17 protein-coding genes, 3 tRNA genes and 1 pseudogene are annotated in these 16721 nt (G+C 66.7%); 15 read left to right on the top strand and 6 right to left on the bottom strand.

The genetic code is table 11. The features are described from left to right. The first annotated feature begins 71 nt into the window (after positions 1-71). Positions 72-395 carry a ferredoxin FdxA gene (gene fdxA, locus AC5P98_RS04875; RefSeq protein ID WP_005409054.1) on the top strand — a complete coding sequence of 108 codons (324 nt, stop codon included), beginning with the start codon at positions 72-74 and terminating at the stop codon, positions 393-395. Positions 396-582: 187 nt separating this feature from the next. Here fdxA and AC5P98_RS04870 read toward each other — a convergent pair whose 3' ends face one another. Both AC5P98_RS04870 and dapA read right to left on the bottom strand, forming a co-directional pair. Next, complete coding sequence (locus AC5P98_RS04870) at positions 583-1098, bottom strand: hypothetical protein (protein ID WP_032960832.1); 516 nt, start codon at positions 1096-1098, stop codon at positions 583-585. Between the two features lie 32 nt (positions 1099-1130). Beyond that, positions 1131-2024 carry a 4-hydroxy-tetrahydrodipicolinate synthase gene (dapA, locus tag AC5P98_RS04865; protein ID WP_014646744.1) on the bottom strand — a complete coding sequence of 298 codons (894 nt, stop codon included), beginning with the start codon at positions 2022-2024 and terminating at the stop codon, positions 1131-1133. A 163-nt stretch (positions 2025-2187) separates the two neighbouring features. Between dapA and AC5P98_RS04860 the strand changes: the two genes are divergently transcribed. The 10 genes from AC5P98_RS04860 to AC5P98_RS04815 all read left to right on the top strand — a co-directional run bounded on the left by AC5P98_RS04860 (position 2188) and on the right by AC5P98_RS04815 (position 8139). Beyond that, the gene (locus AC5P98_RS04860; protein WP_005409051.1) at positions 2188-2748 is read left to right on the top strand and encodes a glycine cleavage system transcriptional repressor; all 561 of its coding nucleotides are present in this window, start codon (positions 2188-2190) and stop codon (positions 2746-2748) included. 91 nt (positions 2749-2839) lie between these two features. Beyond that, on the top strand, positions 2840-3319 hold the full coding sequence (locus AC5P98_RS04855) for a peroxiredoxin (RefSeq protein WP_014646743.1): 480 nt from the start codon (positions 2840-2842) through the stop codon (positions 3317-3319). An 84-nt stretch (positions 3320-3403) separates the two neighbouring features. Beyond that, positions 3404-4804 (top strand): PhoH family protein, encoded by a 1401-nt coding sequence (locus tag AC5P98_RS04850; RefSeq protein ID WP_049406129.1) that lies wholly within the window; start codon positions 3404-3406, stop codon positions 4802-4804. Further along, entirely contained in the window at positions 4801-5307 is a 507-nt protein-coding gene (locus AC5P98_RS04845) for a hypothetical protein (protein WP_014646741.1), read from the top strand. Before AC5P98_RS04850 ends, AC5P98_RS04845 begins: the two co-directional genes overlap by 4 nt. Positions 5308-5319: 12 nt before the next feature. Then, positions 5320-5988: a YoaK family protein gene (locus AC5P98_RS04840; RefSeq protein ID WP_049406125.1), complete on the top strand. Its 669-nt coding sequence runs from the start codon at positions 5320-5322 to the stop codon at positions 5986-5988. 107 nt (positions 5989-6095) lie between these two features. After that, the gene (thiD, locus tag AC5P98_RS04835) at positions 6096-6905 is read left to right on the top strand and encodes a bifunctional hydroxymethylpyrimidine kinase/phosphomethylpyrimidine kinase (RefSeq protein WP_046429932.1); all 810 of its coding nucleotides are present in this window, start codon (positions 6096-6098) and stop codon (positions 6903-6905) included. Beyond that, positions 6902-7828 carry an alpha/beta hydrolase family protein gene (locus AC5P98_RS04830; protein ID WP_049406122.1) on the top strand — a complete coding sequence of 309 codons (927 nt, stop codon included), beginning with the start codon at positions 6902-6904 and terminating at the stop codon, positions 7826-7828. Before thiD ends, AC5P98_RS04830 begins: the two co-directional genes overlap by 4 nt. After that, positions 7819-7895: transfer RNA gene (locus tag AC5P98_RS04825), tRNA-Arg, on the top strand. The genes AC5P98_RS04830 and AC5P98_RS04825 overlap by 10 nt, the downstream gene beginning before the upstream one ends. Before the next feature lie 58 nt (positions 7896-7953). Further along, positions 7954-8030 (top strand) — tRNA-Arg (locus AC5P98_RS04820). 32 nt (positions 8031-8062) lie between these two features. Next, positions 8063-8139, top strand: a tRNA-Arg gene (locus AC5P98_RS04815). A gap of 668 nt (positions 8140-8807) precedes the next feature. On the opposite strand, the gene AC5P98_RS04810 is transcribed toward AC5P98_RS04815, so the two are convergent. Further along, positions 8808-9728: a LysR family transcriptional regulator gene (locus tag AC5P98_RS04810; RefSeq protein ID WP_049407098.1), complete on the bottom strand. Its 921-nt coding sequence runs from the start codon at positions 9726-9728 to the stop codon at positions 8808-8810. A gap of 140 nt (positions 9729-9868) precedes the next feature. Here AC5P98_RS04810 and AC5P98_RS04805 point away from each other — a divergent pair, with 140 nt between their 5' ends. Next, on the top strand, positions 9869-10570 hold the full coding sequence (locus AC5P98_RS04805) for a pirin family protein (protein ID WP_014646736.1): 702 nt from the start codon (positions 9869-9871) through the stop codon (positions 10568-10570). Positions 10571-10685: 115 nt separating this feature from the next. On the opposite strand, the pseudogene AC5P98_RS04800 reads toward AC5P98_RS04805, so the two are convergent. Together AC5P98_RS04800 and AC5P98_RS04795 are read right to left on the bottom strand one after the other, a co-directional pair. Then, a pseudogene (locus tag AC5P98_RS04800) lies at positions 10686-10928 on the bottom strand (TonB-dependent receptor domain-containing protein); the annotation flags it as partial. A 24-nt stretch (positions 10929-10952) separates the two neighbouring features. Continuing rightward, the gene (locus AC5P98_RS04795) at positions 10953-11648 is read right to left on the bottom strand and encodes an alpha/beta hydrolase (RefSeq protein ID WP_014646735.1); all 696 of its coding nucleotides are present in this window, start codon (positions 11646-11648) and stop codon (positions 10953-10955) included. Between the two features lie 184 nt (positions 11649-11832). Here AC5P98_RS04795 and AC5P98_RS04790 point away from each other — a divergent pair, with 184 nt between their 5' ends. Continuing rightward, positions 11833-12972, top strand: coding sequence for an MFS transporter (locus AC5P98_RS04790; protein WP_049407095.1), 1140 nt, complete (start codon positions 11833-11835; stop codon positions 12970-12972). An 81-nt stretch (positions 12973-13053) separates the two neighbouring features. Here AC5P98_RS04790 and AC5P98_RS04785 read toward each other — a convergent pair whose 3' ends face one another. After that, positions 13054-14172, bottom strand: coding sequence for an alpha/beta fold hydrolase (locus tag AC5P98_RS04785; RefSeq protein WP_014646733.1), 1119 nt, complete (start codon positions 14170-14172; stop codon positions 13054-13056). A 184-nt stretch (positions 14173-14356) separates the two neighbouring features. Here AC5P98_RS04785 and AC5P98_RS04780 point away from each other — a divergent pair, with 184 nt between their 5' ends. Then, a complete protein-coding gene (locus tag AC5P98_RS04780; protein WP_049407093.1) occupies positions 14357-15703 on the top strand; it encodes a c-type cytochrome in 1347 nt (448 codons plus the stop codon). Continuing rightward, the gene (locus AC5P98_RS04775; RefSeq protein WP_014646731.1) at positions 15700-16626 is read left to right on the top strand and encodes a c-type cytochrome; all 927 of its coding nucleotides are present in this window, start codon (positions 15700-15702) and stop codon (positions 16624-16626) included. The genes AC5P98_RS04780 and AC5P98_RS04775 overlap by 4 nt, the downstream gene beginning before the upstream one ends. Positions 16627-16721 lie beyond the last annotated feature (95 nt).

Genomic DNA, 16721 nt, shown 5'->3' with positions numbered 1-16721 from the left:
GCCCCATCCCGACACCGGGGGCCAACCTGTTCTAGAATTGGCGGGTTCAGGAATCGATCCACCCCCAGCCCATGCCCTTTGTCGTCACCGAAAACTGCATCAAGTGCAAACACACCGATTGCGTGGAAGTGTGCCCCGTGGATTGCTTCCACGAAGGCCCGAACTTCCTGGTGATCGACCCGGATGAGTGCATCGACTGCACCCTCTGCGAGCCGGAGTGCCCGGTCAACGCGATTTTCCCCGAGGACGACGTCCCCGCCGGCCAGGAAGGCTTCGTTGCCCTCAACGCCGAGCTGGCGAAGGAATGGCCGGTGCTGACCGTGCGCAAGGACCCGCCCGCCGACGCCGGCGAATGGGACGGCAAGCCGGACAAGCTGAAGCTGCTGGAGCGCTGAGAAGCGCCCGCGGCGGCAACGGAAAAGGGCGCCCATGGCGCCCTTTTCTGTTCTCGGTAGGTGCCAACCTTGGTTGGCACAAAAGCGCCGACCAAGGTCGGCCTCTACCAAGGCACGTCTTCCGGTAGGTGCCAACCTTGGTTGGCACGGAAGCGCCGACCAAGGTCGGCCTCTACCAGGGCGGCCCTTACTGAGCCAGCTTCGCCTTCAGCGCGGCGATCAGCTTCACCGGCGCTTCGGCGGTGGCCGGCAGGCCACGCGGGTCGACCGCGGAGATGTAGGCACCTGCATCAACCGCCACCACGCGGACCAGGAAGTTGCTGCCTTCGTAGGCCACGTCGTACGAGCCCAGCAGCTGCGCGCGGCTGGCAATGGTCACGCCTTCCACGCCTTCCAGTGCGGTACCGACCTTGGCGAAGGCTTCATCCTTGCCACCGGCAATGGTGAAACCGGTGTTGCCCACCGCCGGGGCTGCGGCGACCGGCGCCGCCGGCTTGGTGGCCGAGGCCAGTGTCGGCACCTTGTTGTCGGTGGTGGCGTTGGGCAGGTTCAGGTCCGGCGGTACTTCCAGCGGGCGCATTTCCGGGGCCAGGGCGTAGTCGCCCTTGACGCCACGCTTGAAGCAACCGGTGGTGCCGGCCGCAACAGCTACAGCAAGCAGGGCGTAGGACAGCACGCGGACAGTGGAAACGGATTGACGCATGTGAATCTCCTGGGTCAGACCAAGACGGAAGGTCAGTGGCTGGAAAGGGCTTCGAGGGCGGCGATGTCGCCGGCAAGGTGGTCGGCCGCGGGATGATGTGCTGCCGACAGCGGCAGCAGCGGCAGGCGCAGGTCATGGCCGATGCCGATGCGGCGCAGCAGTGCCTTGACCGGGATCGGGTTGGGTTCGACGCCACAGAAATCATGGAAGGGATGCAGGCGCGCGTCCCACGACTCGGTGGCTTCGTGGTCGTGCGCGGCAGCCAGCTCGCACATCCGGCGATACGCGCCCGGAAGCACGTTGGAACCGACCGAGATCAGGCCATCGATGCCGGCCCGGATCGAACGCGCGGCGGTGCCGTCGTCGCCACTGAGCACGGCGAACTTCGGGCTGCGCAGCGCCAGCAGCGCCTGCACCCGGCCGGTGTCACCCACCGCTTCCTTGATGCCGACGATATTGGGGTGGCTGGCCAGCTCGGCCACGGTCTCCGGCTGCATGTCGCAGCCGGTACGGCCGGGCACGTTGTACAGCACGACCGGCAGCCCGCCCTGGTCGGCCACCGCGCGATAGTGCGCGATCAGGCCAGCCTGGGTCGGCCGCACGTACGGCGGGGTGACCACCAGTGCGTGGCTGGCGCCAAGGGCGGCGGCACGGCGGGTCTGTTCGATGGTCTTGGCGGTACCCGACAGGCCGGTGCCGGCCATGACTGGAATGCGGCCGCCGATGCGTTCGACGGCGCTGGCCAGCAGCTGGTCGTACTCGGCATCGGTCAGGGTCGCCGCTTCGCCGGTAGAGCCAGCCACGACAACGCCATGGACGCCACCCTCCAGTTGCAGGTGCAGCAGGCGCTGCCAACCATCGGGATCGAGGGCGCCGTCGGCCCGGAACGGGGTCGCCAGCGCGGTGATGAGGCCGGAAAGGGACAAGGACGTGCTGCTCTTGGCTGGGAAGGGAAACGCCCGCCACGAAAGGCTGGGGGCGGCCTGAATGTTACTTGCGGCGCGAAAGCACGGGCAAGTATGCTGGACACCGGTGGATCCCCGCCTCTGGCGGGCATTCAGACTCACGCATGCATTACCCGGAATCGCCTTGACCGACACCACCCCGCGCCCCGCGCCGAGCGAAAACCACCTCCTGATCAACGCCTATACGACGCATCCGGAGTCCCCCCTGCTGTCCGTCACCCGCCGCATCGCCGACAGCGGCTGCAACCTGGTGGACGCACGCCTGGCCACGGTCGGCCGCGATGTCTCGGTCACCGCCCTGGCCACCGGCTCCTGGGACTCGGTGGCCAAGCTCGAGGCGATGCTGACCCGGCTGGAGCGCGAGGAGGGCCTGAAGCTGGTCTGGTACCGCACCGCCGCCAAGCAGGCGCAGTCCAACCTGCTGCCGTACATCGTCGAAGTGATCGCCGCCGACAAGCCGGGCATCCTGTTCCAGCTGGCCGACTTCTTCGACCGCCAGGGCATCACCATCGAGAACCTGCAGAGCACGCGCTACCGCGCCATGCAGACCGGTGCGGAAATGTTCAGTGCACAGGTCACCATCGGCGTGCCGGCCAACATGCACATCGCCGCGCTGCGCGACGATTTCCTTGAATTCTGCGACCACCTGAACCTGGACGCGATCATGGACCCGATGAAGTTCTGAATGAATTCCTGATTTTTCGCGCGCCTCTCACGGGCGCGTGGCGTTTCATGCAATTGTCTTGGAAAGAACCCAGGCTCGACAGAAGGACCTCATGAACAACGGCGATACCCTGGACAGCACCACCCTCTCCCTGCCGCTGGCGCTGTCCGGTGGCGACCAGGCCACCCTCGGCGACTATGCCGGCCAGTGGCTGGTGCTGTACTTCTACCCCAAGGACAGCACTCCCGGCTGCACCACCGAAGGCATCGACTTCAACGCGCTGCTGCCGAAGTTCAAGAAGGCCGGCGCGGTCGTGCTGGGCGTCTCGCGCGATTCGGTGAAGTCGCACGACAATTTCTGTGCCAGGCAGGGCTTCGGCTTCCCCCTGGTCAGCGATGGCGACGAAGCGCTGTGCAGCGCCTTCGACGTGATCAAGATGAAGAACATGTACGGCAAGCAAGTACGTGGCATCGAACGCAGCACCTTCCTGATTTCCCCCGACAGCCGCATCGTGCAGTCCTGGCGCAAGGTCAAGGTTGCCGGCCATGCCGATGCCGTTCTCGCCGAACTGAAGGCCTCCCAGTCCAAGTGAGTCCCACTGCCTACTGTGTCTGCCATCACCCTGCCCCGCAGCAGGCCGTGGTGGTTTTTCCCTGTCCGTAACCAGGAATCGACGATGACCCGAGGCAAGCGCATCTACGTGCTGGATACCAACGTGCTGATGCACGATCCGACCGCGCTGTTCAAATTCGAGGAGCACGACATCTACCTGCCCATGCAGGTGATCGAGGAGCTGGACAACGGCAAGAAGGGCACCTCCGAAGCGAGCCGCAACGCCCGCCAGGTGAGCCGCTTCCTCAACGAGCTGGTGCAGGAATCCGGCCTGGACAACCTGGCCGACGGCATTCCGCTGCAGCGCCCGAATGGGCTGCAGCTGCGCGGCAAGCAGAGCGCCGGCAAGCTGCGCTTCCAGACCAGCCATTTCGACGCTGGCAAGAGCTTCGGCAAGGTGATCCCGGACAACGCCATCCTCGGCGCGATCCTGGCCCTGAAGGAAGAAACCCCCGACCTGCCGGTGGTGTTCGTCTCCAAGGACATCAACCTGCGGATCAAGGCCGCCATCGCCGGCATCGTGTCCGAGGACTACGAGAACGACCGCGCGCTGGACGATTTCAGCCTGCTCTACACCGGCGCTACCGAGCTGCCGGAAGACTTCTGGAAGCGCCACGGCGACGACCTGCGCAGCTGGAGCGACAAGGGCCGTACCCATTACGAAATCCAGGCGCAGGACGGCGAGGAGTGGTACCCGAACCAGTACGTCTACCTGCCCGGCGAAGATGAAGTCGAGCTGCGCGTCAGCCGCGTGGTCGGTGACGGCAAGGTGGTGCTGTCGCTGGTCGATGATTTCCGCCACGGCAGCCACGCCGTGTGGGGCATCAGCGCACGCAACCGCGAGCAGAACTTCGCCCTCAACGCACTGATGGATCCAGAGATCGACTTCGTCACGCTGCTGGGTACCGCCGGCACCGGCAAGACCCTGCTGGCGCTGGCCGCCGGCCTGGCGCAGACGATGGACCAGCAGCGCTACCGCGAGATCATCATGACCCGCGCCACGGTCAGCGTCGGCGAGGACATCGGTTTCCTGCCCGGCACCGAAGAAGAGAAGATGACGCCGTGGATGGGCGCGCTGACCGACAACCTGGAAGTGCTCACGCACAACCAGGAAGGCGGCACGTGGGGACGCCAGGCGACCAACGACCTGCTGGCCAGCCGCATCAAGATCCGCTCGATGAACTTCATGCGCGGCCGCACCTTCCTGTCGCGCTACCTGATCCTGGACGAGGCGCAGAACCTCACCCCGAAGCAGATGAAGACGCTGATCACCCGCGCCGGCCCCGGCACCAAGATCGTCTGCCTGGGCAACGTCGAGCAGATCGACACCCCGTACCTGACCGAGACCACCTCGGGCCTGACCTACGCGGTGGATCGCTTCAAGAACTGGCCGCATAGTGCACACATCACCCTGCGCCGTGGCGAGCGTTCGCGCCTGGCCGATTACGCTTCGGAGGTGTTGTGAACCGCCGCACCCGCCTGCTGCTGCCCACGGCTGCAATCACCCTCGCAGCCGTGCTGGGCGCCTGCACGACTACGCGCGGCCCGGCCAGTGTGCCCACCGCCGAGCGCACCGGCCAGTCTTGGGTGGTCACCCGCCCGATCATCGCCGCGCAGGTGCTCGACACCTGCTCGCGGCCCAGCCCCGGCCGCGAGGCCGGGCGGGTCAGCGGCTACTGGGCACCCAGCCGGCAGCAGATCGACCAGCTGGAAGCGAATCTGTCTTCGCTGGAGGCCCAGGTGCCGAAGGTGCTCGACTTTGACCGGCAGTACGTCGGCATCGAAAGCGCAGGCCGACGGCTGATCTACATCAATGCCTTCCACCTGCCCGACGACAGCGGCATCAATCCGGCCCGCGAAGCGATCCGCGTCTGCGATGGCGGCGCGCAGTTCTGGGGCGCGGTGTTCGACCCGGCCAGCAACACCTTCAGCGAGCTGCAGTTCAACGGCGGCTTCGGCGGGCCCTGAGGGGCCCCGCCGATGGGAATACGCCTGCCCACCTGGGTCTGGATCGGCGCGGTCGCGCTCTCGTGCGTGGCCGGCATGGTCAACGTGGTCGGCTTCCTCGGTTTCGAGCACCAGGCGGTCAGCCACATGACCGGCAGTACCAGCCAGCTCGGCATGGCACTGGCCCAGGGTGACTGGCGCGCGGTCGGCCACCTGTGGGGACTGCTGATCGCGTTCTCGCTGGGCGCAATGCTCAGCGGCCTGCTGATCCAGGACAGCACCCTGCAGCTGGGCCGACGCTACGGCGTGGCACTGGCGCTGGAATCGGCTCTTTTGCTGGTGTCCATTCCGCTGTTCGAACGGCACCAGATCTGGGGCGCACTGGCCGCCGCCATGGCCTGCGGCCTGCAGAATGCAATGGCCACCACTTTCAGCGGCGCGGTGGTGCGCACCACCCACCTCAGCGGCATGTTCACCGACCTCGGCATCGGCCTGGGCCACCTGCTGCGCGGACTGCCGTTGCAGGTGCGACGACTGACCCTCAGCGGCCTGATCATCAGCGGCTTCCTCGCCGGCGGCATCCTCGGCGCCTGGCTGTTCGTGCGCTGGCAGTACGACGCCCTGCTCGCCCCGGCCCTGCTCACCGGCCTGACCGGACTGGGTTATGTGCTGTACCAGCAGTGGGCGCGTTGGCGGCATTGAGGGCGGCGCTCCAGGGGTCAGATCCCTTTTCCTGCGGCAAAGGGATCTGACCCCATCTATCAGCGGCGACGCTACCGCCTTTACGGTGACCACGGCACAATCGCTGGATGAGCCCGACCACTCCCGTTTCCGCCCTGACCATCGCCGGCTCCGACTCCGGCGGCGGTGCCGGCATCCAGGCCGACCTGAAGGCTTTTGCAGCGCATCGCGTGCACGGCCTCTCCGCGATTGCTGCACTGACCGCGCAGAACACCCGCGGCGTCATCGCCGTGCATGTGCCGCCGATCGATTTCCTGCGCGCGCAACTGGACGCCTGCTTCGACGACTTCGACATCCACGCGGTGAAGCTCGGCATGCTGGCCAACGCCGAGGTGATCAATGCCGTCGCCGATGCATTGGAGCGCCATCGCCCGCCACACGTGGTGCTGGACCCGGTGATGGTCGCCACCAGCGGCGCGCGCCTGCTGGAAGACAGCGCCCTGCAGGCGATGCGCGAGCGGCTGATCCCGCTGGCCACGCTGATCACCCCGAACACGCCGGAAGCAGAGCTGCTGGTCGGACGGAAGATCGGCAACGGCGATGACGCCGAACGGGCGGCCTCCGCCCTGCTCGACCTGGGCGCCGGTGCGGTGCTGCTCAAAGGTGGCCATCTGCAGGAAGGCAACCGCGTGATCGACCGCTACTTCGACGGCGTCAGCAGCGAAGAATTCATCCACGCCCGCCTGCCGCTGGACGCACATGGCACCGGCTGCACGCTGGCCTCGGCCATCGCCGCGCAACTGTGCAACGGCTTGAGCCTGGCCAATGCCTGCGAAGCCGGTATCGACTACGTTGCACGCGGCCTGCAGCAGGGCTATGCCCCCGGCCGCAGCGAGGTGCTGGTGCTCGATCACTTCGGCGCGGCACCACACGCATGAGCCTCACACCGGACGTCCTCGCCGTGCAGTGCGCTGATGGCCATCGCTACGAAGTGATTGCCTGCGTGCCTGCACAGCCCATCGCGCGCCTGCTGTGGCTGCCGGCACTGGGCGTGGCCGCGCGCCACTACCTGCCGCTGGCGCAGGCGCTGGCGGCGAAGGGCGTGGCGGTGTACCTGCACGAGTGGCGCGGCAATGGCAGCAGCTCACTGCGGCCGTCGCGCACGCAGGACTGGGGCTATCGCGAGGTACTCGAACAGGATCTGCCCACCAGCCAGGCGGTCCTTGTCGCGGCGGATGACGAGGCCGGCGCGCTGCCCTGGATCATCGGTGGCCACAGCCTCGGCGGTCAGCTGGCCTGCGTGCATGCCGGCCGCAATCCGCAGCACTTCAACCGCTTGTGGTTGGCGGCCAGCGGCTCACCGTTCTGGCGCGGCTTCCCGCCACCGCGGGGCTGGCTGCTGCCACTGGTCTACCGCTTCCTGCCGTGGATCGCACAGCGCCAGGGCGTGCTGCATGGCCGGCGCCTCGGCTTCGGCGGCACCGAAGCGCGCGGACTGATCGCCGACTGGGCGCGCGTCGGTCTGAACAACCACTATGCCGCGGCCGGCATGGACGAAGACCTCGACGCACAGATGGCGCGCGTGCATGGCAGCGCGCAGGCGGTGTTGATGGAACACGACTGGTTGGCACCGACCGGATCGATGCAGACATTGCTGGCCAAGCTGCCGAATGTGGACGCGCAGCTGCGCGTGCTGTCGGCGCAGGAACTGGGCACGCGTGCCGATCATTTCGCCTGGTTGAAGGTCCCTGACGCTGTGGCGGACCGCTTTTTCATTCAGTTGGATGAAAATTTTCACAAAACTGTTGACGGTACGCGCCGACATCCGCATAATTCCGCTCCTGTCGCAGGGCGCCCGTAGCTCAGTTGGATAGAGTACCTGGCTACGAACCAGGCGGTCGGGAGTTCGAATCTCTCCGGGCGCACCACTCGACAGGTTTTCAGCATACGCCGCTGGAAATGCAGTAAAATTTGATTGTGTACCGCGCGCCCGTAGCTCAGTTGGATAGAGTACCTGGCTACGAACCAGGCGGTCGGGAGTTCGAATCTCTCCGGGCGCACCATACACAGTCAGCACAACAAGTTTATGTAATTGGCGCCCGTAGCTCAGTTGGATAGAGTACCTGGCTACGAACCAGGCGGTCGGGAGTTCGAATCTCTCCGGGCGCACCATTACACCGAAACAGCAGGCCTCGGCCTGCTGTTTTTTTTATGCGTGTTTTTCGGCAGGGCTGCGCCCTGCACCCTTGGTAGTGCCGGCCACTGGCCGGCAACCTCAACGACAACAGCAGCAGCACGCATTCCGTGGGTTGGCGGGGCGGTGTCGGAGTGCGGGGACGCCGCAAGTACGTCCATGCAGGCTTGGCAGCCGCTTGCTCGTGTGCACTTTCCTGCGCACACGGCAAGACCGGGGTTGGGCGTCCTGCCCAACCCGCCCGAGGCATGCCTCGGGCCCATGCGGCTGACACCCCGCACTCCGACACCGCCCCACCTTCGACAGGTTCACGCGGCTGTTGGTAGGTGTCGACCTTGGTCGACACATCTGTCAGATATCGAGTGAATTCATCCACGCATGACGTGGATCCACCGTGCCGACCAAGGTCGACACCTACCAGAGCAGTACGCCGTTCCGACAGATCGCGGAAAACTGTCGAAGGCGGGGTGGGTCCGGTTGCGGGAGTGTCCGCGGCATGGATGCCGCGGCCAAGCCCCCATGGAAGGGTTTACGGCGTCTCCCGCAGCCGGACCCACCCCGCCATCTCACGGAATGCACGCAGTTGCTGTTGCTGTTGCTGTTGCCCTGGATCGTAGCGGGTGCAGGGCGCAGCCCTGCCAAACCCCTACCCCTTGGCCATTGCCTGCCACCACTGCGACAGCAGCTCCGGCCTGCGCAGGCGCTCGCGCCACCACCGCAGTGCCGCGCCGTCCTCGCCGGTGCGCCAGGCCAGCCAGAACGTTTCCTCCGGCTTGTGTTCCTCCACCTCGCGGATCACCAGCTGACCACGCGCCACTGCAGCGCGCGCGCACGGCTCGGGCAGGAAGCCGAAGCCCACACCTTCGCATTGCAGCTTCAGTTTGCTGGCCATGTCAGGCACGGTCAGCATCTCCTGCCCCATCAACAGGCCCACCGTGCGCGGCAGCAACCGCCGCGCCGAATCAGAAACGGCGATCGCGCAGTGCTCGACCAGCTGCTCGCGACCGAGCACGCCCGCCACCTTGGCCAACGGATGATCCGGTGCGACCGCGAACACGAACTCCACCGTGCCCAGCGGCTCGACCACGTAACCACCGCCACTGGGCCCCTCGCCCGGCGCCCCGACCAGCAGGTCGGCGCGCCGGTCCAGCAGGGCCTCCCAGGTGCCGGACAGGGCCTCGCCGATCAGCCGCAGCCGGGTCGGCGCCTCGGCCTCACGAAACGCGGCGATGTCCGGGCCCAGCAGCCAGGTCGGGAACACCGAGTCCACCGCCAGGGTCAGTTCGGTCTCCCAGCCCGACGCCACCCGGCGCACCCGCAGCTCCAGCTCGCGGGCCGCACGCAGGAGATGCCGCCCCTCGTCCAGCAGGGCGCGTCCGGCCTCGGTCGGTTCGGCACGCGGGCCGACCCGGTCGAACAGCTGCACGCCCAGGTCCTCCTCCAGCTTGGCCACAGTGTAGGAAATGGTCGAGGGCACCTTGTGCAGCGCCTTGCCGGCGCCGGCAAAAGAGCCGCGGCGGTCGATGGCATCCAGGATCTGCAGGGCATCGAGGCTGAGCTTGAGCATTCGAATTTTTCGATGATGGCCGTCAAAACTATCCGTTTTTCAAACCCCGGGCGCAAGCGGATACTTCTCTCCAACGGGGAAACACGGCAACTACCGCCTCACCCCGCCCCATCGAAACCATCGAACAAGGAGATTCCATCATGCTGCAGATCCGCAAGAGCGCTACCCGTGGCCTGGCCGAGCATGGCTGGCTGTCCTCGCGCCATACCTTCTCCTTCGCCAACTACTACGACCCCCGCTACGTCAGCTTCGGCCCGCTGCGGGTGATCAACGAAGACAAGGTGATCGGCGGCCAGGGCTTCGGCACCCATAGCCACAGCAACATGGAGATCGTTTCCTATGTGCTGGGCGGCGCGCTGGAGCACAAGGACTCGATGGGCACCGGCTCGGTGCTGCGCTACGGCGACGTGCAGCGCATGAGTGCCGGCAGTGGTGTCAGCCACAGCGAATTCAACCACTCGGCCGACGAGACCGTGCACTTCCTGCAGATCTGGATCTTCCCGGACCGCGAGAACATCACGCCGTCCTACGAGGAGACCCACTTCGCCCCGGAGACCAAGCGCGGCCAGCTGCGCCTGATCGCTTCGCCGGACGGCGCCGACGGTTCGCTGCGCATCCACCAGGATGCCCGCATCTTCGCCACCATCCTCGATGGCGGCCAGAAGCTGCACCACGCGCTCGGCAATGGCCGTGGTGCCTATGTGCAGGTTGCCCGAGGCCAGCTGCAGGTCAATGGCATCACCCTGGAAGCCGGTGATGCACTGCAGGTCAGCGACGAAGCGCAGCTGACCCTGGAAAACGGCAACGACGCCGAAGTGCTGGTGTTCGACCTGCCGCTGTAACCACAACGCCCGCGAAGCCGCAAAGCATCGCGGGCGTATTTCCGTAGAGCCGAGCCCACGCTCGGCTGCGGTGTGACAGCCAGCCGAGCGCGGGCTCGGCTCTACAGGACCCGCGTCAGAACCTGTACGTCATCGCCAGCCGCACATTGCGTGGCTCACCCCAGGTGTAGGTGCTGTACCAGCTGAAGATCGTGTAGTAGCGCTTGTCCAGCAGGTTGTTGACGTTGAGCGTGGCCGACAGGCGATCACTGAATTCATAACGCGCCATCGCATCCAGCAACCAATACGGTTGGGTGCGATGTACCACCTTGGCCTGCGTGGCCGGGTTGGTGATCTCGCCGAAGGTGGAATCCTGTCGTGCGGTGCGACGCGCCGCGCGGGCTCAGCCGCCGATGGCGGCGCAGGCCTCCAGGATCAGCGCGGTCACTTCCTTCGGCTGCGAGGCCAGCGAGGCATGGCTGGCATCCAGCTCCAGCAATCGCTTGGGCTGGATGCGCGTGGCCATGGCCTTCTGGTTGTCCGGCGCGATCATGCGGTCCTGGCGGGACAGCTGGTACCAGCTCGGCTTGTGCTTCCAGGCCGGATCGCTGACCGCATCACCGAAGGTGCTCGCCAACGGCGCCTTCTGGGTCACCGCCATCACCCGGCCCTCGTCGGCGCTCAGGTCCTGGCAGAAGCTCTCATGGAACCTGTCCGCACGCAGCCACAGGTAGCCATCGCTGTCGGGTGCCAGGTTCGGCGCTGCCTCCGGCAGGTGCTGCTGGGTGATGCCACCGGGGCTCTCGCCGGCATCAGGCGCGAAGGCAGCGATGTAGACCAGGCCCTTCACGTTGGGCTCGCTACCGGCCTGGCTGATCACCGCGCCGCCGTAGGAGTGGCCGACCAGCAGCACCGGCCCGTCGATCTGCCGGATCATTTTCCGGGTGCGTCCTGCGTCGTCGGCCAGCGAGGTAAGCGGCAGTTCCACCGCCTGCACGCGGTCGTGGCCGTTGCGATGCAGTTCCAGGATCACCTTGGCCCAATGTGCGGCCCCGCCCCAGAATCCATGGACAAGGAGGATGGTCGGTGTCGTGCTCATGTACAGGTCTCCGGCAGCGGCCGGCGGGATGCCGACTGTGCAGCCACTGTCCGTGCGTGGCGTTAATCGCTGGTGACGCAATCGGGTCACTGCAATCGTATGCGTCGTTTGATGTCATGCGTGGCACTTGCCGACCTGGCCTGATAACGATTTCATGGAGCTCTCCCGGAGCTTCGCATCAAGCATGACGCCTTCATCCCCACGTGCCCAGCAGCACGCCACCCGCGCCGCCTTCTTCATTCCCGGATTCGCCACCGCCGCGTGGGCACCGATGGTCCCCTACGCCAAGGCCAAGGCCGGGCTGTCCGACGCCAGCCTCGGCGCCGTGCTGCTGTGCCTCGGGCTCGGCTCGCTGCTGGCGATGCCACTGGCAGGTGCGCTGACCGGACGGCTGGGATGCCGTCGGGTGATGGTGATCACCTGCGCGATGATGCTGGGCGCCCTGCCCTTGCTGGTGCTGGCACCCTCGCCCGTGGCGCTGGGCGCAGCGCTGTTCGTGTTCGGCGCCGGCGTCGGTGCATTGGATTGCGCGATGAACATGCAGGCCGTGGCGGTCGAGCGCGACGCCGGGCGCGCGATGATGTCCGGCTTCCACGCCTTCTACAGCATCGGTGGGTTTGTCGGCGCCGGCTGCATGACCGGGCTGCTGATCCTCGGCACGCCGCTGTGGCTGGCCGCGCTGGTTTCGGTGGCCGCGCTGCTGCTGGTTGCCGTGCTGTCGGCACCGCACTGGCGTCCGCAACGGATCCTGCACGAAGGCCCGCTATTGGCGCTGCCGCACGGCGTGGTCCTGTTCATCGGCGTGCTGGCCTTCGTGGTGTTCCTTGCCGAGGGCTCAATGCTGGACTGGAGTGCGGTGTTCCTGGCGGAAGTGCGGCAGGTACCGCGCGACCAGGCCGGGGCCGGCTTTGCGTTGTTCACCCTGGCGATGACCGCGATGCGCCTGTTCGGCGACGGCATCGTCGAGCGCCTCGGCCGGACCCGCACGCTGGTCATCGGCGGCATCACTGCTGCGGCGGGCTTCACCCTGGCTACGCTGGTGCCCTCGTTCCCGGTGGCGTTGGCCGGCTACGTACTGGTCGGGCTGGGCTGCGCCAACATCGTGCCGGCGCTGTTCTCGATGGCGGGCCAGCAGCGGGTGATGCCGGAGAGCATCGCCATCACCGCGGTGACCACACTGGGTTACGCCGGCATCCTCGCCGGTCCGGCAGCGATCGGCGCACTGGCGCATGCCACCAGCCTCGGTTTCGCCTTCCTGTGCGTGGCCGCGCTGCTGCTCGGCGTCGCGGCGTCTGCCCGCGCACTGGCACGACGCGTGGCCTGACAGAAAAAGGGGACGGAGGGGATTAAGTCGTTTCCCGCACACCTGGCCTGGAAACGACTTAATCCCCTCCGTCCCCTTTTCTCAGCTGCGCGCCAGCCACTCAGCCTGGGCCGGCAGCTGCGGTGCCGGGCACGCGCTCTGCGGATGGTGCTCGTCGCGCGCCATCCAGTCATCGACCACGCCCGCCAGCAGGTCCAGCCGCAGCGGCAGGGTGATGTGGTCCTCGCCGCGCATTTCGATGTAGTGCGCGCGCGGATTGGCCTGGGCCAGTTCGCGGCCCTGGCTGACCGGAATGTGCTGGTCGCCCTGCCCGTGCAGCAACAGCACGCAGGCGCGGGTATCGGCCAACGCACGCGCGACGTCCACGCGGTCCAGATCGACGTCGATGCGGCGGCTGGCGGCGGCGATCACCTGGTTGATGTCCTGGCCGCCGTAGCGCCAGCGCGCGTACGACGCCACCGCCTGCGCCTTCAGGCCTTCCGGCTGGAGCCCCATCAGGTGCGGGATCATGGTGCGGATCGCCACGCCGGCATTGGCGAACGATTCCATCGCCACCACGCCTTCGACCTGGTCACCCAGCTTGTCGGCGGTGAACACCGCCGTGGCCGCACCATAGGACACACCGAACAGGTACAGGGGCCCGGTCACTTCGCCGCGCGCGCGCAGCTCGCCGATCACATCGACCACGTCATCCGACTCATAGGTGCCATAGCCGGACGGGCCGGTGCCGGACTGGCCATGGTTGCGCAGGTCGAGCGTGACCACGCGGTAGCCGGATTCGGCCAGCTGCAGCGACCATGGCAGCATCGAATCACCGTTCATCATCCACCCATGCAGCAGCACCACGGTGCCGCGCGGCGCCTGCGCGCGGAACGGCTGCGGCACGGCCAGGCTCAGGCCGGTATCCAGCGGCAGGCCGTTCTCGTGGCGCTGCGGCAGGTAGCGGTAACGCGCGCCGTAGTCGCCCGGATCGAATACGCGCCAGAAGATCGGCACGCCATCGCGGCCCGCCGCGAAGCCATGGCGGTTGGGCAGTTCGGCGATGGCCGCGGCGATGCGCGGACGATCGAGCAGGGTCGACACGCCACCCGGCGCGATCAGCTGATCGGCGAGTGAGGTGGACGAGGCGTTGATCGAGGATGAGCATGCAGCCAGCCACAGGCCGGCGCACGCCAGCAACAACAGCAGCAGGCGCTTCATATCACGTCATAGGGATGAATCAGACAGATTGGGACGGTAACGCCCAATAGACCGGCCATCTATCGCGCACGGATGACGGCTTGATGACAACGCAGGAACGATTCAGTTTGGTGTAAAAGCTGTATCCGTTCAGTCATTGATCCGGATCAATGAACGCGCGCCCGGGAGTGCCCACAGTGCCGCCATGCGCATCTCGTTCAAGCTCGCCATTGCCCTGGCCGCCACGGTGGCCGCCGCCTACGGCATCGCCCGCAGCACGCCCTACTGGTTCGCACCGCGACAGACCGCGCAGGTCGACATCCACGATCCGGCGCTGATCGCGCAGGGGCGCTACCTGTCACGTGCCGCCGACTGCGCGGCCTGCCACACCGCGCCGGGCGGCAAGCCGTTCGCCGGTGGCCTGGGCATGCAGACGCCGATGGGCACGATCTATTCGACCAACATCACCCCCGATCCGGACTCCGGCATTGGTGCCTACGACTACGCCGATTTCGAACGCGCGGTCCGCCGCGGCATCCGCCACGACGGCCAGCCGCTGTATCCGGCGATGCCGTATGCCTCGTACGTGATCGCCAGCGATGCCGAGATCAAGGCGCTGTATGCCTATTTCATGGGCTCGGTGAAGCCGGTGAAGCAAAGCAACGCCGACAGCACGATTCCATGGCCGGCCAACATGCGCTGGCCTTTGGCATGGTGGCAGCTGCTGTTCGCGCGCCCGCGCAGCTTCAACCCGGATCCGTCGCTGGATGTGGGCCAGCAGCGTGGCGCTGAGCTGGTTGAGGGCCTGGCCCACTGCGGCGCCTGTCATACACCACGTGGGCTGGCGTTCCAGGAGAAGGCGATGGCCGACGATGGCAGCCGCCAGTTCCTGTCCGGCTCGGTGCTGGAAGGCTGGTATGCGAAGAACCTGCGCAATGAATCGACCGGCCTGGCCAGCTGGAGCGAGGGCGAGATCGTCGACTTCCTGCGCACCGGGCGCACCGATCGATCGGCAGCCTTCGGTGGCATGGCCGACGTGGTCGAGCACAGCACGCAGTACCTGTCCGACGCTGACCTGCTGGCCATGGCGCGCTACCTGAAGCAGCTGCCGGCGCGTGAGGGACGCAGTGCGCAGTGGTCGCCTGGTACCGACACCACCACCGCCGCGCTGCGTAGTGGCGACTATCGCGTGGCCGGTTCGCTGGCCTATGCCGAGCACTGCCAGGCCTGCCACCGTGCCGACGGGCGCGGCATGCCACGCGTCTATCCGGCCTTGGCCGGCAACTCGATCGTGTTCGCCGACGACCCCAGTTCGCTGGTGCAGGTGACCCTGATCGGGGGTCGCACGCCGCATACCCCGCACGACCGCATGGCCTTCACCATGCCCGGCTTCGAGCAGCTGCCGAACGCGCAGCTGGCACAGATCCTGACCTTCATCCGCAGCAGCTGGGGCAACCAGGCCAGCGCGGTGAGCGAGGTCGAGGTGGCACGCATGCGCCGGGTGGTGCGTGACAAGCCGGTGCACTACGTTCCGCAGGAGTCCGCACGATGAAGCGTTCGCGCAAACGTTCCCGCCTGCTGCTCGGTAGTGCGATCACCGTGGTGCTGCTGGCCGGTGCGGGCACCCTCGCCTATCGTCACCTGCACCCGGGCCTGGATGCAGCCGTAGCCAGTACGATCGATATCCTCGATGCACAGGGCAAGGTGGTCGCCCACTACCACGCGCCCAGTGCCGAGGAGATCGCCGGCCTGGGCAATGCCGAATCGGTAATGCTCGGCCGGCGCATCCTCAACGAGACCGCGCGCCTGCTTCCGGACAACGTCGGCAACGATCTGAACTGCAATTCGTGCCACATGGCCGAGGGCAAGCGACCGTTCGGCAACCACTACTTCAATACCGGCGGCGGTGCCTATCCGCGTTACATGCCGCGCCCGGGCAAGGTGATCGGGCTGACCGAGCGCATCAATGGCTGCCTGCAGCGCTCGATGAACGGCAAGCCGCTGCCGAAGGACGCACCGCAGATGCGCGCGATGCTCGACTACATGGCGTGGCTGAGCAGCCCGGTGCCAGAGGGTGCAAAAGTGGCCGCGCCCAGTGAGGGCCCCATCGACAGCACGCTGACTCCGGACCCGGTCCGCGGCCAGGCGCTGTATGCCGTGCAGTGCGCCGCCTGCCATGGCGACAACGGCGAAGGCCGACGCGATGCCAGCGGTGACATCGCGTTCCCGCCGCTGTGGGGCGACCACAGCTTCAACATCGGTGCCGGCATGGCGCGCCTGTACAAGGCGGCCGGTTTCATCAAGCACAACATGCCACCGGCAGTGACCCGCGCACCGCCGCTGGGGCAGCAGGTGATGCCGGACCAGGATGCGGTGGACATCGCCGGCTATTTCATCAACCAGCCGCGGCCGGACTTCGCCAACAAGGGCAAGGACTGGCCGCGTGACCCGAAGCCCAAGGACGCACGGTACTGAAGCAGGCGGCGGGTGCCGGCCGTCGCACAACACGATTCCTGCATCGCCACGTCATGCCGATGTCATTGGCGCTGCCGACACTCCGGGGCTTCCCT

It is taken from the genome of Stenotrophomonas sp. YJH_SMC_135 (genome assembly GCF_059372355.1).
This window is presented reverse-complemented; position numbering and strand designations above follow the sequence as displayed.